Genomic DNA, 17,954 nt, shown 5'->3' with positions numbered 1-17,954 from the left:
GACGCCGCCCCTGTCGGGCGGTCTTAACCCAAGGAACCTGATCCATGACGTCCAACCTGAAGCTGATTGCCCTTGCCGCCGCATCCGTTGTCGCCCCGATGGCGGCCTCTGCCGGGGGTGTGGCCACCGGTGTGCTGACCTGCCACCAATCCAACGAGGCCAATTTTGTCGTCTATTCCAGCGCCAAGTATGACTGCGACTTCACATCGGCCAGCGGGCGCACCGACCGGTTCACCGGCACCATCCGCAAGGTTGGCGTGGACCTGTCCACCAGCAACGAACAGACGCTGGTCTGGTACGTCTTCGCGCCGCAAAGCGGTGTGAAAGAGGGCGCACTGGAAGGCGGATATATCGGGGCATCGGCAGATGCGTCCGTGGGCGCCGGTGCCGGTGTGCATGCCCTGATTGGCGGTTTGGACCGCTCGTTTACCCTGCAGCCCGTGTCCGTATCAGGGGAGATCGGCGTGGGCGCAGCGGTCGGGGTCGAAACCTTGCGGCTGCGGCACAAGGGCTGACCCCGGAGGCTGCCACCGGGCGGGACGGTGGCAGCCTTACCCGTGCCGTTCGACCAGGACGGACCCGACGGAATAGCCGGCCCCGAACGAGCAGATGATGCCCTTGTCCCCATCGCCCAGATCATCGGAATACTTTGAAAACGCGATGATCGACCCGGCGGACGACGTGTTGGCATAGTCCTGCAGGATGTTGGGCTGTTCGCCCGGGGCGGGATCGCGCCCCAGTACTTTCTTTCCGATAAAGTCGTTCATGGATTTATTGGCCTGGTGCAGCCACAGCCGTTTCAGGTCTGCGGCTGTCACGCCTTCGTCGCCCATGTGGTCGGCAATGTGCTTGCTGACCAGCGGCAGCACCTCCTTGAACACCTTGCGCCCGTTCTGCATGAACTGCATGTCGCGGCGGTCGGCCATCCCGTCGGGACGCGACCGGCGCAGATAGCCGTTGTTGTTGCGGATGTTGTTGGAAAAGGCGGTGCCGCAGCGGGTCGATCTGATCTTGAAATAGGGGCCTTTTGCGTCTTCGGCCCGTTCGATCAGGGTGGCCGTCGCCACGTCGCCGAAGATGAAGTGGCAATCGCGGTCGCGCCATTCCAGGTGGGCCGAGCAGATTTCAGGGTTCACCACCAGCGCTGAGCGGATGGAGCCTGAGCGCACCATGTCGGCCGCGGCCTGGATGCCGAAGGTGGCGGACGAGCAGGCGACGTTCATGTCGAAGGCGAACCCTTCGATCCCCAGCAGGTCCTGAATTTCGATGGCGACGGCGGGATAGGCGCGTTCCAGGTTCGACGCAGCACAAATGACCGCATCCACGTCCGCCGCTGTCTTGCCCGCCTGGGCCAGCGCCTTGTGCGCGGCATCCACCGCCATTTCGGCCATGATCGACGGTTCGTCGTCGCTGCGCTGGCGCAAAAGCGGGTGCATGACCGTGGGGTCCAGCACGCCGGACTTGTTCATCACGTAGCGGCTTTCGATCCCGGACGCCTTCACGATGAAGTCTTCGGAGGAATGGTCCTTGGCGGGGGTTGTGCCCGCTGCGATCGCGTCCGCGTGTTCCGCATTGTAGAGGTCCGCATAGGCGTTGAATGCCTTGACCAGTTCAGCGTTGGAGATGGATTGTTCCGGCGTGAACACGCCTGTGCCGGTGATCGCTGGGGAGAAAGCCACGGATGCGCCCCCTTTCAGGGTTGTCGATGTTTGCGCAAACCTACAGGCGCGCGCCCGGTGTCCGCAAGAGGGCGCGGGGCGATGTGCCGCCCGGGAAATTCCGAAATTTCGGGCTGCGCGGCGCATGGGCTTGCCATTGCGGGCGTGTGGATGCTTGTTTGCCTGCAAACAGGGGGGCAGTGCCGTGAAACTGGGATGTATCGGGGACGATTTTACCGGGTCGAGTGACCTGGCCAACACGCTGGCCAAGGAAGGCATGCGGGTGACGCAGTATACGGGCGTGCCTGCGGGTGACGCCGACCCGTCGGTCGAGGCCGGTGTCGTGGCGTTGAAGTCCCGGTCGATTGATCCCGGCGCCGCCGTGGCGCGGTCGCTTGAGGCGCTGGACTGGTTGCTGGCGCAGGGCTGCACGCAGGTCTTTTTCAAGTATTGTTCGACCTTCGATTCCACGCCGGAGGGCAATATCGGCCCCGTCGCCGATGCGCTCGCCGAGGCGCTGGACGCCCATCAGGTCATTGTCTGCCCGGCCTTTCCGGGCACGGGGCGGTCCGTCTATCAGGGCCATCTTTTCGTGAATGACGTGTTGCTGAGCGAGAGCGGCATGCAGTCCCATCCGCTGACGCCGATGACGGATCCGGACCTGCGCCGGTGGCTGGCCCTGCAGACCCGGTACGAGGTGGGGCATGTGGGGGCAGGTGCGGTGTTTCAGGGGGCAGGTGCGATCCGGGACGCGCTGCAGGGTGAACACGCGGCGGGCAAGCGCCACATTGTGGTCGATGCGATCCGGGATGAGGATTTGCGCGCCATCGGGACGGCGGCGGCGGAGTTGCCGCTGATCACCGGCGGGTCCGGCGTGGCGCTGGGCCTGCCTGCGAATTTCGGCTGTGTTGCGGGCGCTGTGCCGTGGACCGGGCAGGGCGGCAAGGCGGTGGCCCTGTCGGGGTCCTGTTCCATCGCGACGCGGGCGCAAGTCGCCCATCACGCGGCCCGCCATCCGGTGCGCGAGGTGCTGGCCGCGGATGTGATCGAAGGGCGATTGACGGCTGCGCAGGCGGCGGAGTGGGCGCTGGGGCAGGACGATCTGCCGCTGCTGTATTCCTCGGCGGACCCGGACGTCGTGCGCGATGTGCAGGATCGGTTCGGACGTGCGGCGTCGGCAACGGCCTTGGAAGCGTTCTTTGCCGATGTGGCGCGCAGCGTGCGCGCGGGCGGCGCAACCCGGATCATCACCGCAGGCGGCGAGACATCGGGCGCGGTGGTCGAAGGGCTGGGCCTGACCACGCTGGACATCGGGCCCGAGATCGACCCCGGCGTGCCGGCCCTGCGCGCGGGACCTGACCTGGTTGTGGCGCTGAAGTCCGGCAATTTCGGGGCCGAGGATTTCTTTGAAAAAGCCGACAGGGTGCTGGGGGCATGAGCACCGAGACCGCGTTGCGCGAACAGATGTGCCTGCTGGCCAAGTCGCTGTTTGACCGGGGGCTGACCCATGGCAGCACCGGCAACATCTCGGCCCGGACCGAGGATGGCGGGGTGCTGGTGTCGCCCACGGGTACGAGTTTCGGGCGGCTGGATCCGGGGCGGCTTGCGCGGTTTGATCCGGCGGGTGTGCATGTGGCGGGGGATGCGCCCACCAAGGAGATGCCGTTGCACACGGCCTTTTACGACACGCGCAGCAGTGCCGGAGCGGTGGTGCATTTGCATGCGTGTCATTCGGTGGCGCTGTCGATGCTGCCGGCGGCCGATGCGGACAATTTCCTGCCACCGCTGACGCCCTACGGGATCATGAAGCTGGGCAAGGTGCAGTTGTTGCCATTCTTCCTGCCCGGTGATCCGGCGATGGGCGCGGCCGTGCGGGGGCTGGCCGGCAAGCGGTCAGCGGTGATGCTGGCGAACCATGGCCCGGTCGTGGCGGGCAAGGATGTGGAGGCGGCATGCAACGCCATCGAGGAGTTGGAGGACACGGCGCGCTTGGCGCTGATGACCCGCGGGATGGGCGCACAGGGGTTGACGCCGGATCAGGTGCAGGCGGTTGTGACAAGGTTTGACGTGGACTGGGACGCCTGAGCGCGCATTGCCGCGACCCTTGCGCCCGGGTCGGGCCGTACACAGTGCATATTTTTGGAACAATGAAGGTGCAGTTGTGCCCTTGTATTCATTGTTCTTCAAATATGCATGCCCCCCATGGCAAAGCGCGCCTAAGCCTTGATCGTGTTTCCGTCCGCATCAAAGAAGTGCGTGCGCTCTGGGGCGAAGGTGAGGCCCACCAGATCGCCCACAGTCAAATCCGCGTCGCCTGAAATCCGCACGTTGATCTGACCCGCCGCACCGCAATCCAGCAGCACAAACGTATCGGCGCCCAGATATTCGATCACGTCAACGGTGCCATCGCACTGGCCGCTGCCGGGCGCGCCAACCGTGATGTGTTCGGGCCGGATGCCCATGTGTGTGGCAACACCACCCAAGGCGTACGGTCCACCGCGCCCGCCGGGTACGGTATAGCTGCCGCTGTCCGTCGCACAGGCAAACACATTCATCTTCGGGCTGCCGATGAATTGGGCCACGAACACGTTGCCGGGGCGGTTATAGAGGTCACGTGGGGTGCCGACCTGGATGATCCGGCCCGCGTCCAGCACCACGATGCGGTCGGCCAGCGTCATCGCCTCGACCTGATCATGGGTGACATAGATCATGGTGGCCGACAGCGCCTGGTGCAGCTTGGAAATCTCGTAGCGCATCTCGACCCGCAGGGCGGCGTCAAGGTTCGACAGGGGCTCGTCAAACAGGAACGCCGTGGGGTCGCGCACGATGGACCGGCCAATGGCCACCCGCTGGCGCTGCCCGCCGGACAGGTCCTTGGGGCGGCGATCCAGATACTGGTCCAGCTTCAGGGTGTCGGCGGCGGTGTTCACCTTCTCGGCAATCTCGGCCTTGGGCGCGCCTGCGGTCTTCAACGAAAACCCCATATTGTCGCGCACCGACATATGCGGATAGAGCGCATAGGACTGGAACACCATGGACAAACCGCGCTTGGACGGCGGCTGGTCCGTCACGTCCGTGCCGTCAATGTCCAGCGATCCCCGGCTGATATCCTCCAACCCGCCGATCATGCGCAGCAGCGTGGACTTGCCACAGCCGGACGGGCCGACAAAGACGACAAACTCGCCATTCTTGATCTCAAGGTCGACGCCCTTGATGACCTGCACCTCGCCATACCACTTTTCGACAGCATTCAGTGTGATCGCGCCCATCTTCATGCTCCTTGACGAGAGGGGGAGGCCCAGGCCAGCCACACGGCGGCGGTCCAGGTAAAGGTGCTGCCACCGGCGGGTGCGCCATCGCGCGGGTCGAAATATTCGGCAAAGCCATGCTCGGCGATCAGATCGGCGGTGTTGCTCCGCAAGGCGGCCCCTTGCGGCAGGTCAAACTCCATCAACCCTTCGGCGATCATCATGTTCATGATCGCCCAGACCGGCCCGCGCCAGTACCGCTTGCCGTCAAAGCGGGCGTCGTCTGGCGTCAGCGACGGTACGCCGTATTTGGACAAGGCCATGACCTCGCTCAGACGGGTGCGCATGTCGGGGTGGTCGATGCCCGCGTACCAGCACAGGAACGACGCGTTCGAGATTGACCCGGCCCAACTGCCCCCCACCGCATCGCGGCCATCAAAGCATCCGAGTGCCGGGTTCCACAGCGTCTGCGCGCCCGCCTCCAGCGTCGTCACCCAGCCCTGCAATTCGGTCACGTCTTCGCCCAAGCTTTCGCCCATGGCGATCAGGTCGCGGGTGGCGCGCAGAAGGATAAAGGTCATCGTCGGGTCCGCCACGCGGAAGGGCGTGTCCTGCAGCATCGCCGCCTCGTCCCAGCCCAGCCGCGCCCCGCGCTGCACCAGCCAGATATAGCGGTCGTAGTCGTATTTCGTGGGCCGCATGGAACTGTCCACATGGGTCGTGTCACGGCGGGTGTAGTCGCCCACACCGTTGGGGGTGATCGCTGCCATGGCCGCGTCCCAGTCGGGGGCATTGTCGCGGCCTGCCTCCCACGGGTGGGTGATGCAAACCGCGCCGCGATCCAGCCGCCAGTCCATGAACCAGCGGTGCCATGCGACCATCTTGGGAAACAGCGTCGCCATGCGCGCGCGCCCCGCCTGCGCATCCTTGTCCAGCACCATCCGCGCCATGGTCGCGGCCACGGGCGGCTGGCTGATGCCCGAGGACGGGATTGGCCCCGTGCCCTGCCACACATCATGGTTCGGGAAATACCCGTCATCGGGCACGTGGAACAGGATATGGGGCACCATGCCATTGTCCCACTGGCCGGAAAACAGCGTCTCGATCTCGGCCCAGGCGCGGTCCACATCGAATTCGGCAAAACCCACCGCGGCAAAAGCGCTGTCCCAGTTCCATTGATAGGGGTAGAGGCCCGAGGTGGGGATGGTATAGCCGCCCTTGTCGTTGCGTTTCAGGATCGCGCGCGCCTCTTCGTCGCGCATCTCGGCCGATGTCATGTCTCGCATCATCCTTTTACCGACCCGGCGGTCAGCCCTTTTGTCATGAACCGTTCCAGCCCCAAAAACAGGGCCATGATCGGCAATGTCGCGATCACGGCGCCTGCCATCAGGTGCTGGCGTGGAATTTCAGAAGAGTTCAGCATCGCCACCCCCCGCGTGAGGGTGAACTTCGACGGATCGTCCAGCAGCATGAAGGCCAGCAGGAATTCGTTCCAGGCAATCATGAAGACATACAGCGACACCGACACCATCGCAGGCAGCGACAGGGGCAAGGTGATCTTCCAGATCACCTGCAGGCGCGACAGCCCGTCCATCAGCCCCGCCTCCTCGACCTCGACCGGCAGGCCGCGGAAATAGCCCTGCAGCATGTAAAGGGCGACGGGAATGGTGGTGACCGGATAGATCATCAACAGCCCCGGAATGGTGTTGCGCAGACCCGTCATGGAAAAGACGATGTAGATGGGCAGGGCCAGCACGATCATCGGCACCATGTAAATCAGCAGGATGGAGCGCGAAAACGCCGCCCGCCCCTGGAAGCGCAGACGCGCCACGGCGTAGGCACCGGGCACGGAAAACAGCAGGGTGATAAGGACCGTCAGGACCGAGACATAAAAGCTGGTCCACAGGTAGCTGCCGAAATTGAATTGCCCAAACAGCTCCGCATAGCTGCGGAACAGGTCCCAGCCGCGCTCAAGCTCGATCGAGAAGTCCAGCGGGTTCCTGAGGAGAGCCTGCTGTGACTTCAGGCTGGTCATGACCATGACATAGAACGGGATCAGCACGACAGCGGTGAACACGATGTAGCCGAACCCGGTCAGAAACCGGATCACCGCGTCCTCGAACGCGTGGCGGGTCAGCGGGCCTGGATGTGCCTCGACCAGCATCACGTTCAGCGGCCAGATGGTGAAGACACCGAACGACACGGCAGCAACCACCTGCCACAGGACCGGCACGGTCTCGCCAAACAGGATGGGCGACAACGGCGTCACCATGAGGGCCACGCACAGCAGCACAAACCCACCGATCACCATCCGCGCATCGCGCAGATACACCAGGGCCAAACCACCACCGATTCCAAGGATCAGACACCCCAGACTGCCGGGCCGAAACCCGAGGCCCGAGGCAAAGGACAGGGTAACTGACACTGTGATCGCCATGACAAAGGCCCAGAACAGCCCGATCACGGCTCCGGTCACAGAACCTTGACGGATCATGCTCATCGCCCCGTCCCTTCATTGTTCGCAAAATATGCCGGGGTGAGGCCGCAGGCCGAGGGGCAGCGCCCCTCAGCCCCGCCCGCCGCAGGCGAGACGCAAACTTGTTTTGCGGCACCCAACATCACAGCCCTTCCTCCTGGCTGATGTACTTGAAGAAGAAGAAACTGAACAAAAGCAGCGTGGCAAAGATCACCACCGCCACCGCCGCGCCCGCGCCGATATTCGAGATGGCAAAGGCCTGTTCATACACGTTCACCGTCAGCGTGCGCGTGCCCGCATTGCCCCCGGTCAGCAGGAAAATGTCGTCGAACTTGTTGAAGGTCCAGATGAACCGCAGCAGGAACAGCACCGACAGGATGCCCAGCAGCATGGGCAGGGACAGGTACCAGAACTTCTGGAAGGGCGACGCGCCGTCCATGTCGGCGGCCTCGTACATGTCGGTGTCGATGGACTGCATGCGGGCCAGGATGAACAGGAAGGACAGCGGGAAATAGCGCCAGATCTCGAACACCGTGACCATGATCAGGGCCAGGGGGCGCTGGCCGAAGAAATTGATGGGGGCCTCAACCACACCCATCTGGATCAGAAGGGCATTGAGCGAGCCCGAAAAGGGGTCGAGCAGCGTCACCCAGGTGAAGGCGACCGCGATGATGGGCGAGACATAAGGGAACAGGTACAGCCCGCGCAGCACGCCCTTGCCGCGGAAGGATTTGTTCAGCAGGAGCGCCGCAAACAGGCCCACGACCAGCGCCCCGATGGTGCCGAAGACGGTGTAGAACACGGTGGCCCACAGCACGGACCAAAACTCGTCCCCGTCAAAGATGCGGGCAAAGTTGTCGAAGGTGAACTCGGCATTGGTCAGGATGTTGTCGCCGGTGCCATAGCCTGCGGGCGCGGAGCCTTCGACGATATCTTCCAGCGCCTCCGGGTCGCCATCTAGGGTCACGGGGATACGGATGCGTTCGTTGAACCCGCCCTCTACATCGCCAAAGTCGCAGCGCAGCACACCGCTATCCACCGAACACGCGTCGGGCAACGTGCCCAGCGTCACGCCATCATGCAGCCTGTCCGTGAACCCCAACCCCACGATCTCTTTCTGCTGGGACGAGTTGCGCACGCGGTATTCGATCACCATCTCGCCCGACCGCTCGCGCAGGCTTTCGCGGATCACCGGGGCCACGGGGCGCAGGTCCGCCAGCCCCACGGGTTTGAAGCTGATCCAGAAGATCGCCAGCAGCGGCAGGATGATCACAAGGCTCACGATCGTGATCGTGGGCAGCAGCAGGGACCAGGCCAGCCGCGCCTCGCGGCGCTCAAGCGCACCTCGGGTGGTCGGTGGGGAAGGGACCGTCATGGGATGTCTCGAAAATGAGGGTGCGGGGAGGTGAGAGGGCAGGGCGACCCGCCCCCTCGAAGCCTATGGGAGGGCTTACTGGATTGCGGCCAATTCGCTGTTCATGGCCGCGATGGCCGCAGCGGCGTCGACTTCGCCGTCGATATACTGGCGCACGATGCGGTTGACCGCCTGGCTGTTGATCATCTTGGACGCCAGCGCCAGCTGGTTCTCCTCGACACCCCAGCGCTGGGCCACTTTCAGCCCGCCCACGATCTCGTCCAGCATCTCTGCCGAGTAGAGGTCTTTCATGGGGGCCTTGCGGTCCACGCCAACCGGGATTTCCGACCACGCGGCCGAAAACTTGCCCGGCTCATCCGCGGTGCCCGTGCGCACCGGGAACTTGCCCTCGGCGGCGATGGACAGCGTCTGCATATAGCCGTCGTTCATCGAAAATTCGACAAAGGCCTGCGCCGCTTCGGTGTTCGCGTCAGAGGTAATGCCAAAGTACCGCACGTCACCCCATGCGGCGCCATCCGGGTTCGACGGCCCGGCAAAGTTGGTCACGATGCCGGTCTTGGCGGCCAGTTCCTTGGTGGTTGGATCGTCGTTGATGGTGGGCGCGGCGCTGTCGCGCAGACCGGCCAGTTCGTCCAGAATGAAGGGCGACCAGATGATCATCGCGGCATCACCGGCGAAATAGATCTCGCGCGATTGCTTCCAGAAGAGTTCCCCGGGCGGGGAGGCTTCGGCGATGGCCTTGTAGAAATCCAGCACTTCGGTGGTGGCCTGCACGTCCAGGTCCTGGAAGCCGCCGTCGCCAACCGGGCTGACGCCATTGGCCAGGAACACATGTTCCAGAACCTGGCTCATGAAATTCTCGTCCACCTTGGTGGCGGCCACAAATCCGTACATTTCCGGCGGGTTGTGCAGCGCGGCAAGTGCTGCTTCGACATTGGCGAAGGTGCTGGGCGGCGCGAGGCCCTTTTCCTCGAACAGGTCGGCACGGTAGACGATCATCTGCGTCCAGCCGTCCACCGGCACCGACGCGATGTCGCCGTCATAGGCCGCCATCGACAAGGGACCGGCCGCGAATGTGTCGCGCCCCAGGCTGTCGACCACTTCGGTCGCGGCCTCTGTGTCCAGAATGCCCGCTTCGGCCCAGGGCAGGGCGTATTGCAGCGAATGGTAAATCACATCCGGCAGGTCACCGGCGGCGAAGGCGGCGGTGGTCCGTGTGCCCAGCTCGGTCTCGGACACCGGGATCACTTCGACCGACGTGCCGGTCGCCTTTTCGAACTGTGCGGCCATTTCCTGCTGCTTGGCCAGCCGCTCGGGCTGTTCTTCGGTTGTCCAGAAGCGGATGTCGTCGGCCATGGCGGCGGTTGCGCCCAGCACAAGGCTGAGTGCTGTGCCGGTCGCCAGGCGGGCCATCAGGCCTTTGGTTGCGGTCATGTGGTGTCCTCCCATTGGATCGTCGTTGGTCCGGTCGCCTGCACAGCAATCCGAACGGAACCTGCCATAAATGGTCGCAGATAATTGCAACGATGCAACAAATTTTTTCGCGACATCAGATTTCCGAAAATCCAATAAAATTCAGTATTTTGCTGCAATGCAGAAAGATATGTGTGCCAAAAATTGCAACGATGCACCCCGATTCGTTGTTGATTGGCGTGGCCCGGCCTGCTCTGATACCCGGGACAGTATTCCGACATCCAACCAGGCAGGCCATGGCCGACCCGACCCGCAAACCACCCACGCTGAAGACAATTGCCGAGATCACGGGCCTGAGCCTGTCAACCGTGTCGTTGTCGCTGCGCGATGGCTCGCGTCTGAAAAAGGAAACGCGGGACAAGATCGCGCAGGCCGCGGCCGACGTGGGCTATGTCCCCAACCGCGCGGGCGTACGCTTGCGCACCGGCCAGACCAACGTGCTGACCCTTGTGCTGTCACCTGCCAAGAACACCATCGACTACACCCGCCAGATGATCGAAGGGATCGGCGCGCATCTGTCCGGATCCAAGTACCACCTGAACGTCATCCCCGACCTGCAAGGCGCCACACCCGAAGAGTCGGTGCGTTATGTTTTGCAAAACCGCACCTCTGACGGCATCATCCTGACGCACACGAGCGCGCGCGACCCGAGGGTCCAGATGCTGATCGATGCGGATTTCCCATTTGTGTCGCATGGGCGGACCGAGTTCTACGCCGCCCATGCCTTTCACGACTTCCACGCCGAACGCTATGTCGAGATGGCGGTGGACCGTCTGATCGCGCGCGGGCGCAAGCGGTTCGTGCTGCTGGCCGAGGATGACGCCACCACCAACTTTGCCAAGATCACAGGCGGCTTTCACCGCACCCTGGCCCGGCACGGCATGACCGGCGAGGTGGCGACCGAGACCGGTATCCTGATTTCGACCGACACGGCCCGCGCCTTTGGTCAGTCCCTTGCGCAACGCGCTGATCCATTTGATGCGATCATCAGCAACAATGAACTGGCGACGCTGGCCCTGATGGGGGGCATGGCGGATCAGGGTCAGGTATTGGGCCGCGATTATGACCTGATCTGCCGGCAAACGACCCAGATCCTGCCGACGCTCTATCCACGGATCGACACCGTGGGCGAAGACCTGGTGGCGACCGGTCGTGAACTGGCCCGCCTGCTGATCGACCGGGTGCAGGGCGTGCCCGCCGACCAGTTGCAGACCCTGCACGAACCCGCCGCGATGTGGCGCAGCGGCTGATGTCGCGAACGGGCATGCAGGCGGCGGCCTGTTGCGCCTTGATGGCCCCATGGACATGTTTGATTTCATTCACGCGCCGCTCGGCTGCGACGACACCGTGCGGGACGTTGCGGCGACCCTTCTGATCGACACGCTGGGTGTGGCCGCCGGCGCCGCCGATGGGGCGGCGGGGCGCATCGCCCGCGATTTTGCCGCCGACCATATGGGCGCGGGGCAGGGCGCGCCCCTGCTGTTTGACGGGCGGTCTTGTGGCCTGCCCGGTGCCGCCTTTGCCGCCGCGACGCAGATCGACAACCTGGACGCCCATGACGGGTTCAACCCGACCAAGGGGCATATCGGGTGCGCGGTTGTGCCCGCCCTTTTTGCCTTTGCCAGCCTGCGCCCGGATCTGACACGGGCCGAGGCCCTGGATGCGCTGATCATGGCCTATGAGGTGGCCGCGCGGGCAGGCGTCGCGCTGCATGCCACTGTCAGTGACTACCACACGTCAGGCGCGTGGAACGCGCTGGGGGTGGCGGCGTTGGGTGCGCGGCTGTTGGGGCTGTCACGGGACCAGACCCGCCACGCGCTGGGCATTGCCGAATATCACGGCCCCCGCAGCCAGATGATGCGCGAGATTGCGAACCCCACCATGCTGCATGACGGGTCCGGCATGGGGGCGATGACGGGTGTGATGGCGGTGCTGATGGCACAGGCCGGGTTCACCGGCGCGCCCGCCATCACGATCGAGGAGGCCCCCGAACACTGGGACACGCTGGGCACCGACTGGACGATCACGCGCAACTATATCAAGCCCTATCCGGTCTGCCGCTGGGCCCACCCCGCCATTGACGCAATGCGCACCCTGCGGCTGGCGCATGACCTGCGGGCGGACGATGTCACCCGGATCGAGATCGAGACATTCGAGGCCGCCGCCGCCCTGTTTCCCGGCATGCCCGACACCACCTCGCAAGCGCAATATGCGCTGCCCTTCCCGGTGGCGACGATGCTGGTGCACGGCCAGATCGGCCCGACCGCGATTGAGGGGGCCGCCCTGCACGCGCGGGATGTCAAGGACGTGCTGAGGCGTATCTCGGTGCGGGCCACCGATCACCACACCGCGCATTTTCCGCAGAAACGGACAGCCGCGTTGACGCTGCACCTCAAGGACGGACGGACATTGGTCTCGGGCGACACGGAACCTCGTGGCGGCCCGCAGGAGGTGCCCATGTCATTGGCCGAGGTCGAGGAAAAGTTCCGCATCATGTGCGCGGCCCTGCCGGCACGGCGCACGGACGCGCTGTGGAGCATGCGAAGCCGTATGGCGAACAGCGATCAGCCCCTGACGGACCTGACCGCGTTGATTACACCACCGGTCTAGGCGCTGGCGCGGATCAGGTCGGACGCCTTCTCGCCGATCATGATGGCGGGGGCGTTGGTGTTGCCGCTCACGATCTCGGGCATGATCGAACAATCGGCGATGCGCAGGCCGGAAATGCCGTGCACGCGCAACTGATCATCGACAACGGCCCCCTTGTCGGACCCCATCTTGCAGGTGCCGGTCGGGTGATAGATGGATGCGGTGTTGTTGCGGGCCCAATCCAGGGTCGCGTCGTAATCGTCCATCGGCAGGTCCGCGTGGGGCCGGTATTCTTCCGAGATTTTCGAGGTCAGCGGCGCGTGCCGGGCAATCCTGCGGGCGATGTTCACCCCTTCGACAACCGTGCGGCAGTCGGTTTCGGTGCTCAGATAGTTCGGAATGATCTTCGGATATGTCCGTCCGTCCTTGCTGACCAACCGAATCTCGCCCTTCGATTCGGGCCGCAACTGGCAAACCGACATGGTGAAGGCCGAAAATGGGTCAGCACCCTTGCCGGGATTTTCCGCAGAAAGGGGCTGGACATGGAATTGGATATCGGGGGTTTCCAAGTCATCCCGTGTCTTCATGAACCCGGTCGCAAGGCTGGCGGCCATGGTCATCGGACCGGCCCGGAACATGAGGTATTTGAGGCCGATCCTGGCCTGCCCAAGGAGGCTGGACACCTCGTCATTCAGCGTCGGTTCGTTGCACTTGTAGACCAGCCGTGCCTGCAGGTGATCCTGCAGGTTCTTGCCCACACCGGGCAGGTTTGCGACCACGTCGATCCCGTGCTCTTGCAGCTGTTCAGCCTCGCCGATGCCCGACAACATCAGCAGTTGCGGAGAGTTGATGGACCCACCCGACAGGATGACTTCCTTGCGGGCCTTGACCACCTGCCAATTGCCCCCGCGATCGCGATAGGACACCCCGGTTGCACGGGTGCCGTCCAATTCGATTTTTTCAACCTGGGCGTGGGTCACGATATTCAGGTTTTCGCGGCTGCGGGCCGGGTTGAGGAACGCCACCGCAGAGGAACACCGCCGCCCGTTGCGCGCAGTTAATTGAAAGAAACCAACACCTTCCTGATCGGCGCCGTTGTAGTCGGGGTTGAACTTGTAGCCTGCGGATTGGGCCGCAGCGACCCATGCATCGGTGATCGGGCGCTGGATGCGCATGTTGGAAACCGAAAGGTTGCCTTCGTCTCCGTGAAATTCATCCGCGCCGCGTTCGTTCCTTTCGGACCGCTTGAACAGGGGCAGCACGTCGTCCCATCCCCAGCCGCGATTGCCCATCTGCGCCCAGCGGTCATAGTCCTGCGCCTGGCCCCGGACATAGAGCAATCCGTTCAGCGAGGACGACCCGCCCAGCACCTTGCCGCGCGGCCATTCGATGGATCGTCCGTTCAGCCCCGGATCGGGTTCGGTCTTGTAACACCAGTCGACATTCGGATTGTGGATCGTCTTGAAATATCCGACCGGGATATGGATCCACGGGTTCCAGTCCCGTCCCCCCGCCTCAAGCAGCACAACCTTGGTGTTCGGGTCCGCGCTCAGACGATTCGCGATCACGCAGCCGGCACTTCCGGCACCCACGATGACATAATCGGCTTCCAAAACGGCCCCTCCCTTCACTAAAGTCAAAAAAAGACTAGGCAGATTGTTTTGGCTGCGCTAGCCTTTTCTGAGATAAAACGTCTCAATAATGCAAATCAGGGAGGATTGCATGAAACTTTCGAAGAACCTCGCGGGCATTTCGCGCCGCGATCTGTTCCGTGTTGCAGGGCGCTACGGCCTCAGCTCCACGCTGCTTGCAGCGGGTAGCTTTGGTGGTGCGATGAGCCTTGCCAACCTGGCGGCAGCCGCGGAATCCACTTATGAAAAGCGGTTCGCGAAAGAGCCCAAGCACGTGCTGAAGTTCGGCGCCGCCGGCTTTAACCAGCAGAACCTGCTGATCGAACGTGCCGGGTGTCTCGAATTCGCCCGCGACCTCGAAGAACGGACCGATGGCGAAATCCGCATCGAATTCATCGGCAACAACCAGATCTGCGGTCAGCTGTCCTGCGTGGAAAAGGCGCAACAGGGCATCGTCGACATCTATGCCGCGTCGACCCAGAACTCGGCCGGTGGTGCGCCTTATCTGAACGTGCTGGACTATGCCTACATGTTCCGCAGCCGGGCCGACCAGTACTACTTCATGTACAGCCCCGACAGCCAGCGCATCCTGCGTGACCCGTTCGAAAAGCGCCACGGCCTGAAGTTCCTGTTTACCCACGCGGAACTGCGCGGCATCCAGCTGGGTCTGGCCTGGGAAGACAAGCCCACGGTCGAGAACATCGACGTACTGCGCGGCACCAAGAACCGCGTGACAGGCACACAGCTGGGCCGGATCGCGATGAACGCCCTGGGTCTGAACCCCGTTCCGGTGGCATGGGAAGAAACCCTTGATGGTCTGAAGCAGGGCCTGATCGACGGTGCGGAAACATGGGCCTCGGCCGTGGCATATGCCAACATGTCGCCCGTCGTCAGCCAATGTGTGGACCTGCGTTTCTTCTGCGGCACCGAACATACGGCGATGAACGCCCAAAGCTTCGACAACCTGGGTGGCGAACTGCAGGATGCCGTCATGGAAGCGTCGTACCTGACACAGGTGCACGTGCAGGCCGCAAACGAGGCCGCACTGGTCAACACCGTCGGCTTCTCGCATCCGCATCAGGGTCCGGACACGATCTTTGCCCAGAACAACGTGCGCGTGGCCGCATTGTCCGACGCAGAGATCAAGAAAGCGGAAGAGCAATGCTCGCCCGAGTTCCAGCCGCAGCTGTGGGAGCAGTGGCGCGAGCGGATCAACGGCTGGGCCGATGGTATCGACACCTACCAGGAAATCTATGACGGCGTGCGTCAGAACCCGCACACCCTGGCCGAGAATGTCGAGCCCCGTCGCTGGTGGCGTGGCTGATCCGCAAGCGGATTTTCATGTAAATCAATGGTCTGGGCGTGTTGCGCCCAGGCGTTAATCCATGCCGCAGCAGTGCGGCGTGGATTTCCGCATCCTGATCGCGCAAGACGTCGGAGCGGAACAGCCACGCACGAGGGAGGTGCATCATGGATATGATCACGGGCATGGGAGAGATCATCTCCGCCCTGATGACAGGTGACTCGTTCGAGTTGCAGACCGCGCTGCGCGGCAATTCGGGCATGTGGCCGCTGGGCTTCATGGCGACCCTGCTGGGTGGATTGCTTGTCGCCTTCATCTACAGGGTTGCACCGATCGTGGAACGCAACCTGGAACCGGCCGTCATGGTCGTGGCCTATCTTGCCATCGGCTACATCATCTTTGCGGGCGTCATTCAGCGGTTTTACCTGAACGGGCAACCGGCCTGGTCCACGACGCTGCCGCCTTTCCTGTTTCTCATCATGACGTGGGTCGGGTGCAGCTATAACGTCAAGCTGCGCACACACCTCGCCTTTGCCGAATTCCGCAAGGCGGCGCCGCGCGGGATGCAACTGGCCTTGCTGGTGCTGGATGCGGTCCTATGGTTCGGCTTTGCCTGGATCGTGGTTGTCACCACATCGCAGGAAACCGTGCGGGCCGCGGCCAACTTTGCGATCATGCTGGGCACCGACAACATCATGCAGTGGTGGTTCCTGGGCACCGTGCCCATCGCCTTCATCCTTCTGACGGCGCGTGTGTTCGAAAACTTTTCCGCTGATCTCAAGAAATACCGCAACGGGGACGAGATGATCGAAGCCGCTGTGATCGGAGGCGACTGATGTCTGATCCAACCCTCATCACCGTGATTTCCATCGCCGTCACCCTCCTGTTCATGATGGGCGTGCCGGTCTTTCTTGTCATCGCCTATTGGGTGATCGGCATGTCCTACGTGCTGGATTTGCAGCTTCTGAACATGGGTGCGGCCCTTCAGGACGTGTTTACCGACGGCTTTGCCCTGCTTGCCATGCCGCTCTTTATCCTGACGGGGGACCTGATCAACCGGTCCGGGATTGCGCGGCGGCTGTCGGACTTTGCCTATGCCTGCCTGGGCTGGATCCGGGGCGGCCTTGCCATGGCCTCGCTTGGGGCCTGCGGCCTCTTTGCGGCGATCTCGGGTTCCAACTCGGCCACCACGGCCACCATCGGTTCGATGCTGCACCCCGAAATGGTCAAGGGCGGCTATGACGAACGCTTTTCCGCGGCCACGGCGGCGGCGGGCGGCACGGTCGGGATCATCATCCCGCCCTCGATCATCTTCATCGTCTACGGCTTTTTGATGAACCTGCCCATTTCGGACCTGTTCGTGGCGGGGATCATTCCCGGCGCGCTGATGGTTCTGGGCATGATGCTGGCCTGTTTCATCATCTGCTGGCGCAATGGCTGGGGCTATCTGATTGCCCTGTCGCCATTCCGGGTGTTCAAGACGGCGCTTGGCGCCTGGCTTGGCTTCTTTGCCATCGGTCTGGTGCTCTGGGGCATCTACACCGGTAAATTCTCGCCGACCGAGGCGGCGGGTGTGACCGTTGGCTTCGGGATCATCGCGGGCCTGGTCAGCTGGGTGCTGAGCAAGGTGTTCAGGATGGACCAGACCAAGGACTGGTCGCAAAAGTCCACCCTCTCCATGCTGGTGGTCGAAGGGTTCACCATCCCGCAGATCCCCGGCATCGTCATGCGCTCGGCCCAGATCACGGGTATCCTTGCGCCCCTGATCGCCATTTCGGTGGTGATGCAGCAGATCCTGTCGCTTTTGGGTGCCCAAGAGGTCATCGGCAACTTCGTGACGTCCATGGGCGGGTTCTATCCCATTCTGTTCACGGCCATGGCCATCGTGTTCATCTTTGGCATGGTGCTGGAATCGCTGCCGGTGACGATCATCCTTGCGCCGATCCTTGCGCCGATTGCGGCCAATATCGGCGTGGACCCGATCCACTTTGCGGTGATTTTCCTCGTGGGCGCATCCATCGGCTTCATCACGCCGCCCTACGGGCTCAACCTCTACGTGGCGTCAGGTGTAACGGGCGTTCCCTACTTCAAGTTGCTGCGCTATACCGTGCCTTATCTGTTCGCTCTGATCACGGTGTGGATTCTGGTGTCGCTGGTACCGGGACTGGCACTGTACCTGGTCGAGCTTGCCAAATGACCCT

At 63.1% G+C, this 17,954-nt stretch carries 15 protein-coding genes; 8 read left to right on the top strand and 7 right to left on the bottom strand.

What is annotated here, in order from left to right; genetic code table 11:
• Window positions 1-44: 44 nt before the first annotated feature.
• Complete coding sequence (locus Q0844_RS06980) at window positions 45-515, top strand: DUF992 domain-containing protein (protein ID WP_299043321.1); 471 nt, start codon at window positions 45-47, stop codon at window positions 513-515.
• A 36-nt stretch (window positions 516-551) separates the two neighbouring features.
• Here the strand turns inward: Q0844_RS06980 and Q0844_RS06975 are convergent, their stop codons facing one another.
• Entirely contained in the window at window positions 552-1,679 is a 1,128-nt protein-coding gene (locus tag Q0844_RS06975; RefSeq protein ID WP_299043319.1) for a beta-ketoacyl-ACP synthase III, read from the bottom strand.
• A gap of 184 nt (window positions 1,680-1,863) precedes the next feature.
• Between Q0844_RS06975 and otnK the strand changes: the two genes are divergently transcribed.
• Together otnK and Q0844_RS06965 are read left to right on the top strand one after the other, a co-directional pair.
• Window positions 1,864-3,096: a 3-oxo-tetronate kinase gene (gene otnK / locus Q0844_RS06970; protein ID WP_299043318.1), complete on the top strand. Its 1,233-nt coding sequence runs from the start codon at window positions 1,864-1,866 to the stop codon at window positions 3,094-3,096.
• Window positions 3,093-3,743 carry an aldolase gene (locus Q0844_RS06965; protein ID WP_299043316.1) on the top strand — a complete coding sequence of 217 codons (651 nt, stop codon included), beginning with the start codon at window positions 3,093-3,095 and terminating at the stop codon, window positions 3,741-3,743. Before otnK ends, Q0844_RS06965 begins: the two co-directional genes overlap by 4 nt.
• Window positions 3,744-3,874: 131 nt before the next feature.
• On the opposite strand, the gene Q0844_RS06960 is transcribed toward Q0844_RS06965, so the two are convergent.
• The 5 genes from Q0844_RS06960 to Q0844_RS06940 form a co-directional block, all read right to left on the bottom strand.
• Window positions 3,875-4,927 carry an ABC transporter ATP-binding protein gene (locus Q0844_RS06960; protein WP_299043315.1) on the bottom strand — a complete coding sequence of 351 codons (1,053 nt, stop codon included), beginning with the start codon at window positions 4,925-4,927 and terminating at the stop codon, window positions 3,875-3,877.
• Window positions 4,928-4,929: 2 nt separating this feature from the next.
• A complete protein-coding gene (locus tag Q0844_RS06955) occupies window positions 4,930-6,195 on the bottom strand; it encodes a hypothetical protein (RefSeq protein WP_366522981.1) in 1,266 nt (421 codons plus the stop codon).
• Window positions 6,192-7,406, bottom strand: a complete 1,215-nt coding sequence (locus Q0844_RS06950) for a carbohydrate ABC transporter permease (protein WP_299043313.1) — start codon at window positions 7,404-7,406, stop codon at window positions 6,192-6,194. Before Q0844_RS06950 ends, Q0844_RS06955 begins: the two co-directional genes overlap by 4 nt.
• Before the next feature lie 118 nt (window positions 7,407-7,524).
• Complete coding sequence (locus Q0844_RS06945) at window positions 7,525-8,757, bottom strand: sugar ABC transporter permease (RefSeq protein ID WP_299043311.1); 1,233 nt, start codon at window positions 8,755-8,757, stop codon at window positions 7,525-7,527.
• 75 nt (window positions 8,758-8,832) lie between these two features.
• Window positions 8,833-10,191 (bottom strand): extracellular solute-binding protein, encoded by a 1,359-nt coding sequence (locus Q0844_RS06940; RefSeq protein ID WP_299043309.1) that lies wholly within the window; start codon window positions 10,189-10,191, stop codon window positions 8,833-8,835.
• A gap of 275 nt (window positions 10,192-10,466) precedes the next feature.
• On the opposite strand from Q0844_RS06940, the gene Q0844_RS06935 reads away from it, so the two are divergent.
• Complete coding sequence (locus Q0844_RS06935; protein WP_299043308.1) at window positions 10,467-11,480, top strand: LacI family transcriptional regulator; 1,014 nt, start codon at window positions 10,467-10,469, stop codon at window positions 11,478-11,480.
• 49 nt (window positions 11,481-11,529) lie between these two features.
• The gene (locus Q0844_RS06930) at window positions 11,530-12,840 is read left to right on the top strand and encodes an MmgE/PrpD family protein (RefSeq protein ID WP_299043307.1); all 1,311 of its coding nucleotides are present in this window, start codon (window positions 11,530-11,532) and stop codon (window positions 12,838-12,840) included.
• Here the strand turns inward: Q0844_RS06930 and Q0844_RS06925 are convergent.
• Window positions 12,837-14,432: a choline dehydrogenase gene (locus Q0844_RS06925; RefSeq protein WP_299043305.1), complete on the bottom strand. Its 1,596-nt coding sequence runs from the start codon at window positions 14,430-14,432 to the stop codon at window positions 12,837-12,839. The genes Q0844_RS06930 and Q0844_RS06925 overlap by 4 nt on opposite strands.
• Window positions 14,433-14,541: 109 nt before the next feature.
• Here Q0844_RS06925 and Q0844_RS06920 point away from each other — a divergent pair, with 109 nt between their 5' ends.
• From Q0844_RS06920 to Q0844_RS06910, 3 genes are all read left to right on the top strand, one after another.
• Complete coding sequence (locus Q0844_RS06920) at window positions 14,542-15,774, top strand: TRAP transporter substrate-binding protein (RefSeq protein WP_299043303.1); 1,233 nt, start codon at window positions 14,542-14,544, stop codon at window positions 15,772-15,774.
• Between the two features lie 146 nt (window positions 15,775-15,920).
• Entirely contained in the window at window positions 15,921-16,589 is a 669-nt protein-coding gene (locus Q0844_RS06915) for a TRAP transporter small permease subunit (protein ID WP_299043302.1), read from the top strand.
• Window positions 16,589-17,950 (top strand): TRAP transporter large permease, encoded by a 1,362-nt coding sequence (locus tag Q0844_RS06910; RefSeq protein WP_299043301.1) that lies wholly within the window; start codon window positions 16,589-16,591, stop codon window positions 17,948-17,950. Before Q0844_RS06915 ends, Q0844_RS06910 begins: the two co-directional genes overlap by 1 nt.
• The last annotated feature ends 4 nt before the right edge of the window (window positions 17,951-17,954 follow it).

The sequence above is a fragment of the uncultured Tateyamaria sp. genome (assembly GCF_947503465.1).
Lineage (GTDB): Bacteria > Pseudomonadota > Alphaproteobacteria > Rhodobacterales > Rhodobacteraceae > Tateyamaria.
This window is presented reverse-complemented; position numbering and strand designations above follow the sequence as displayed.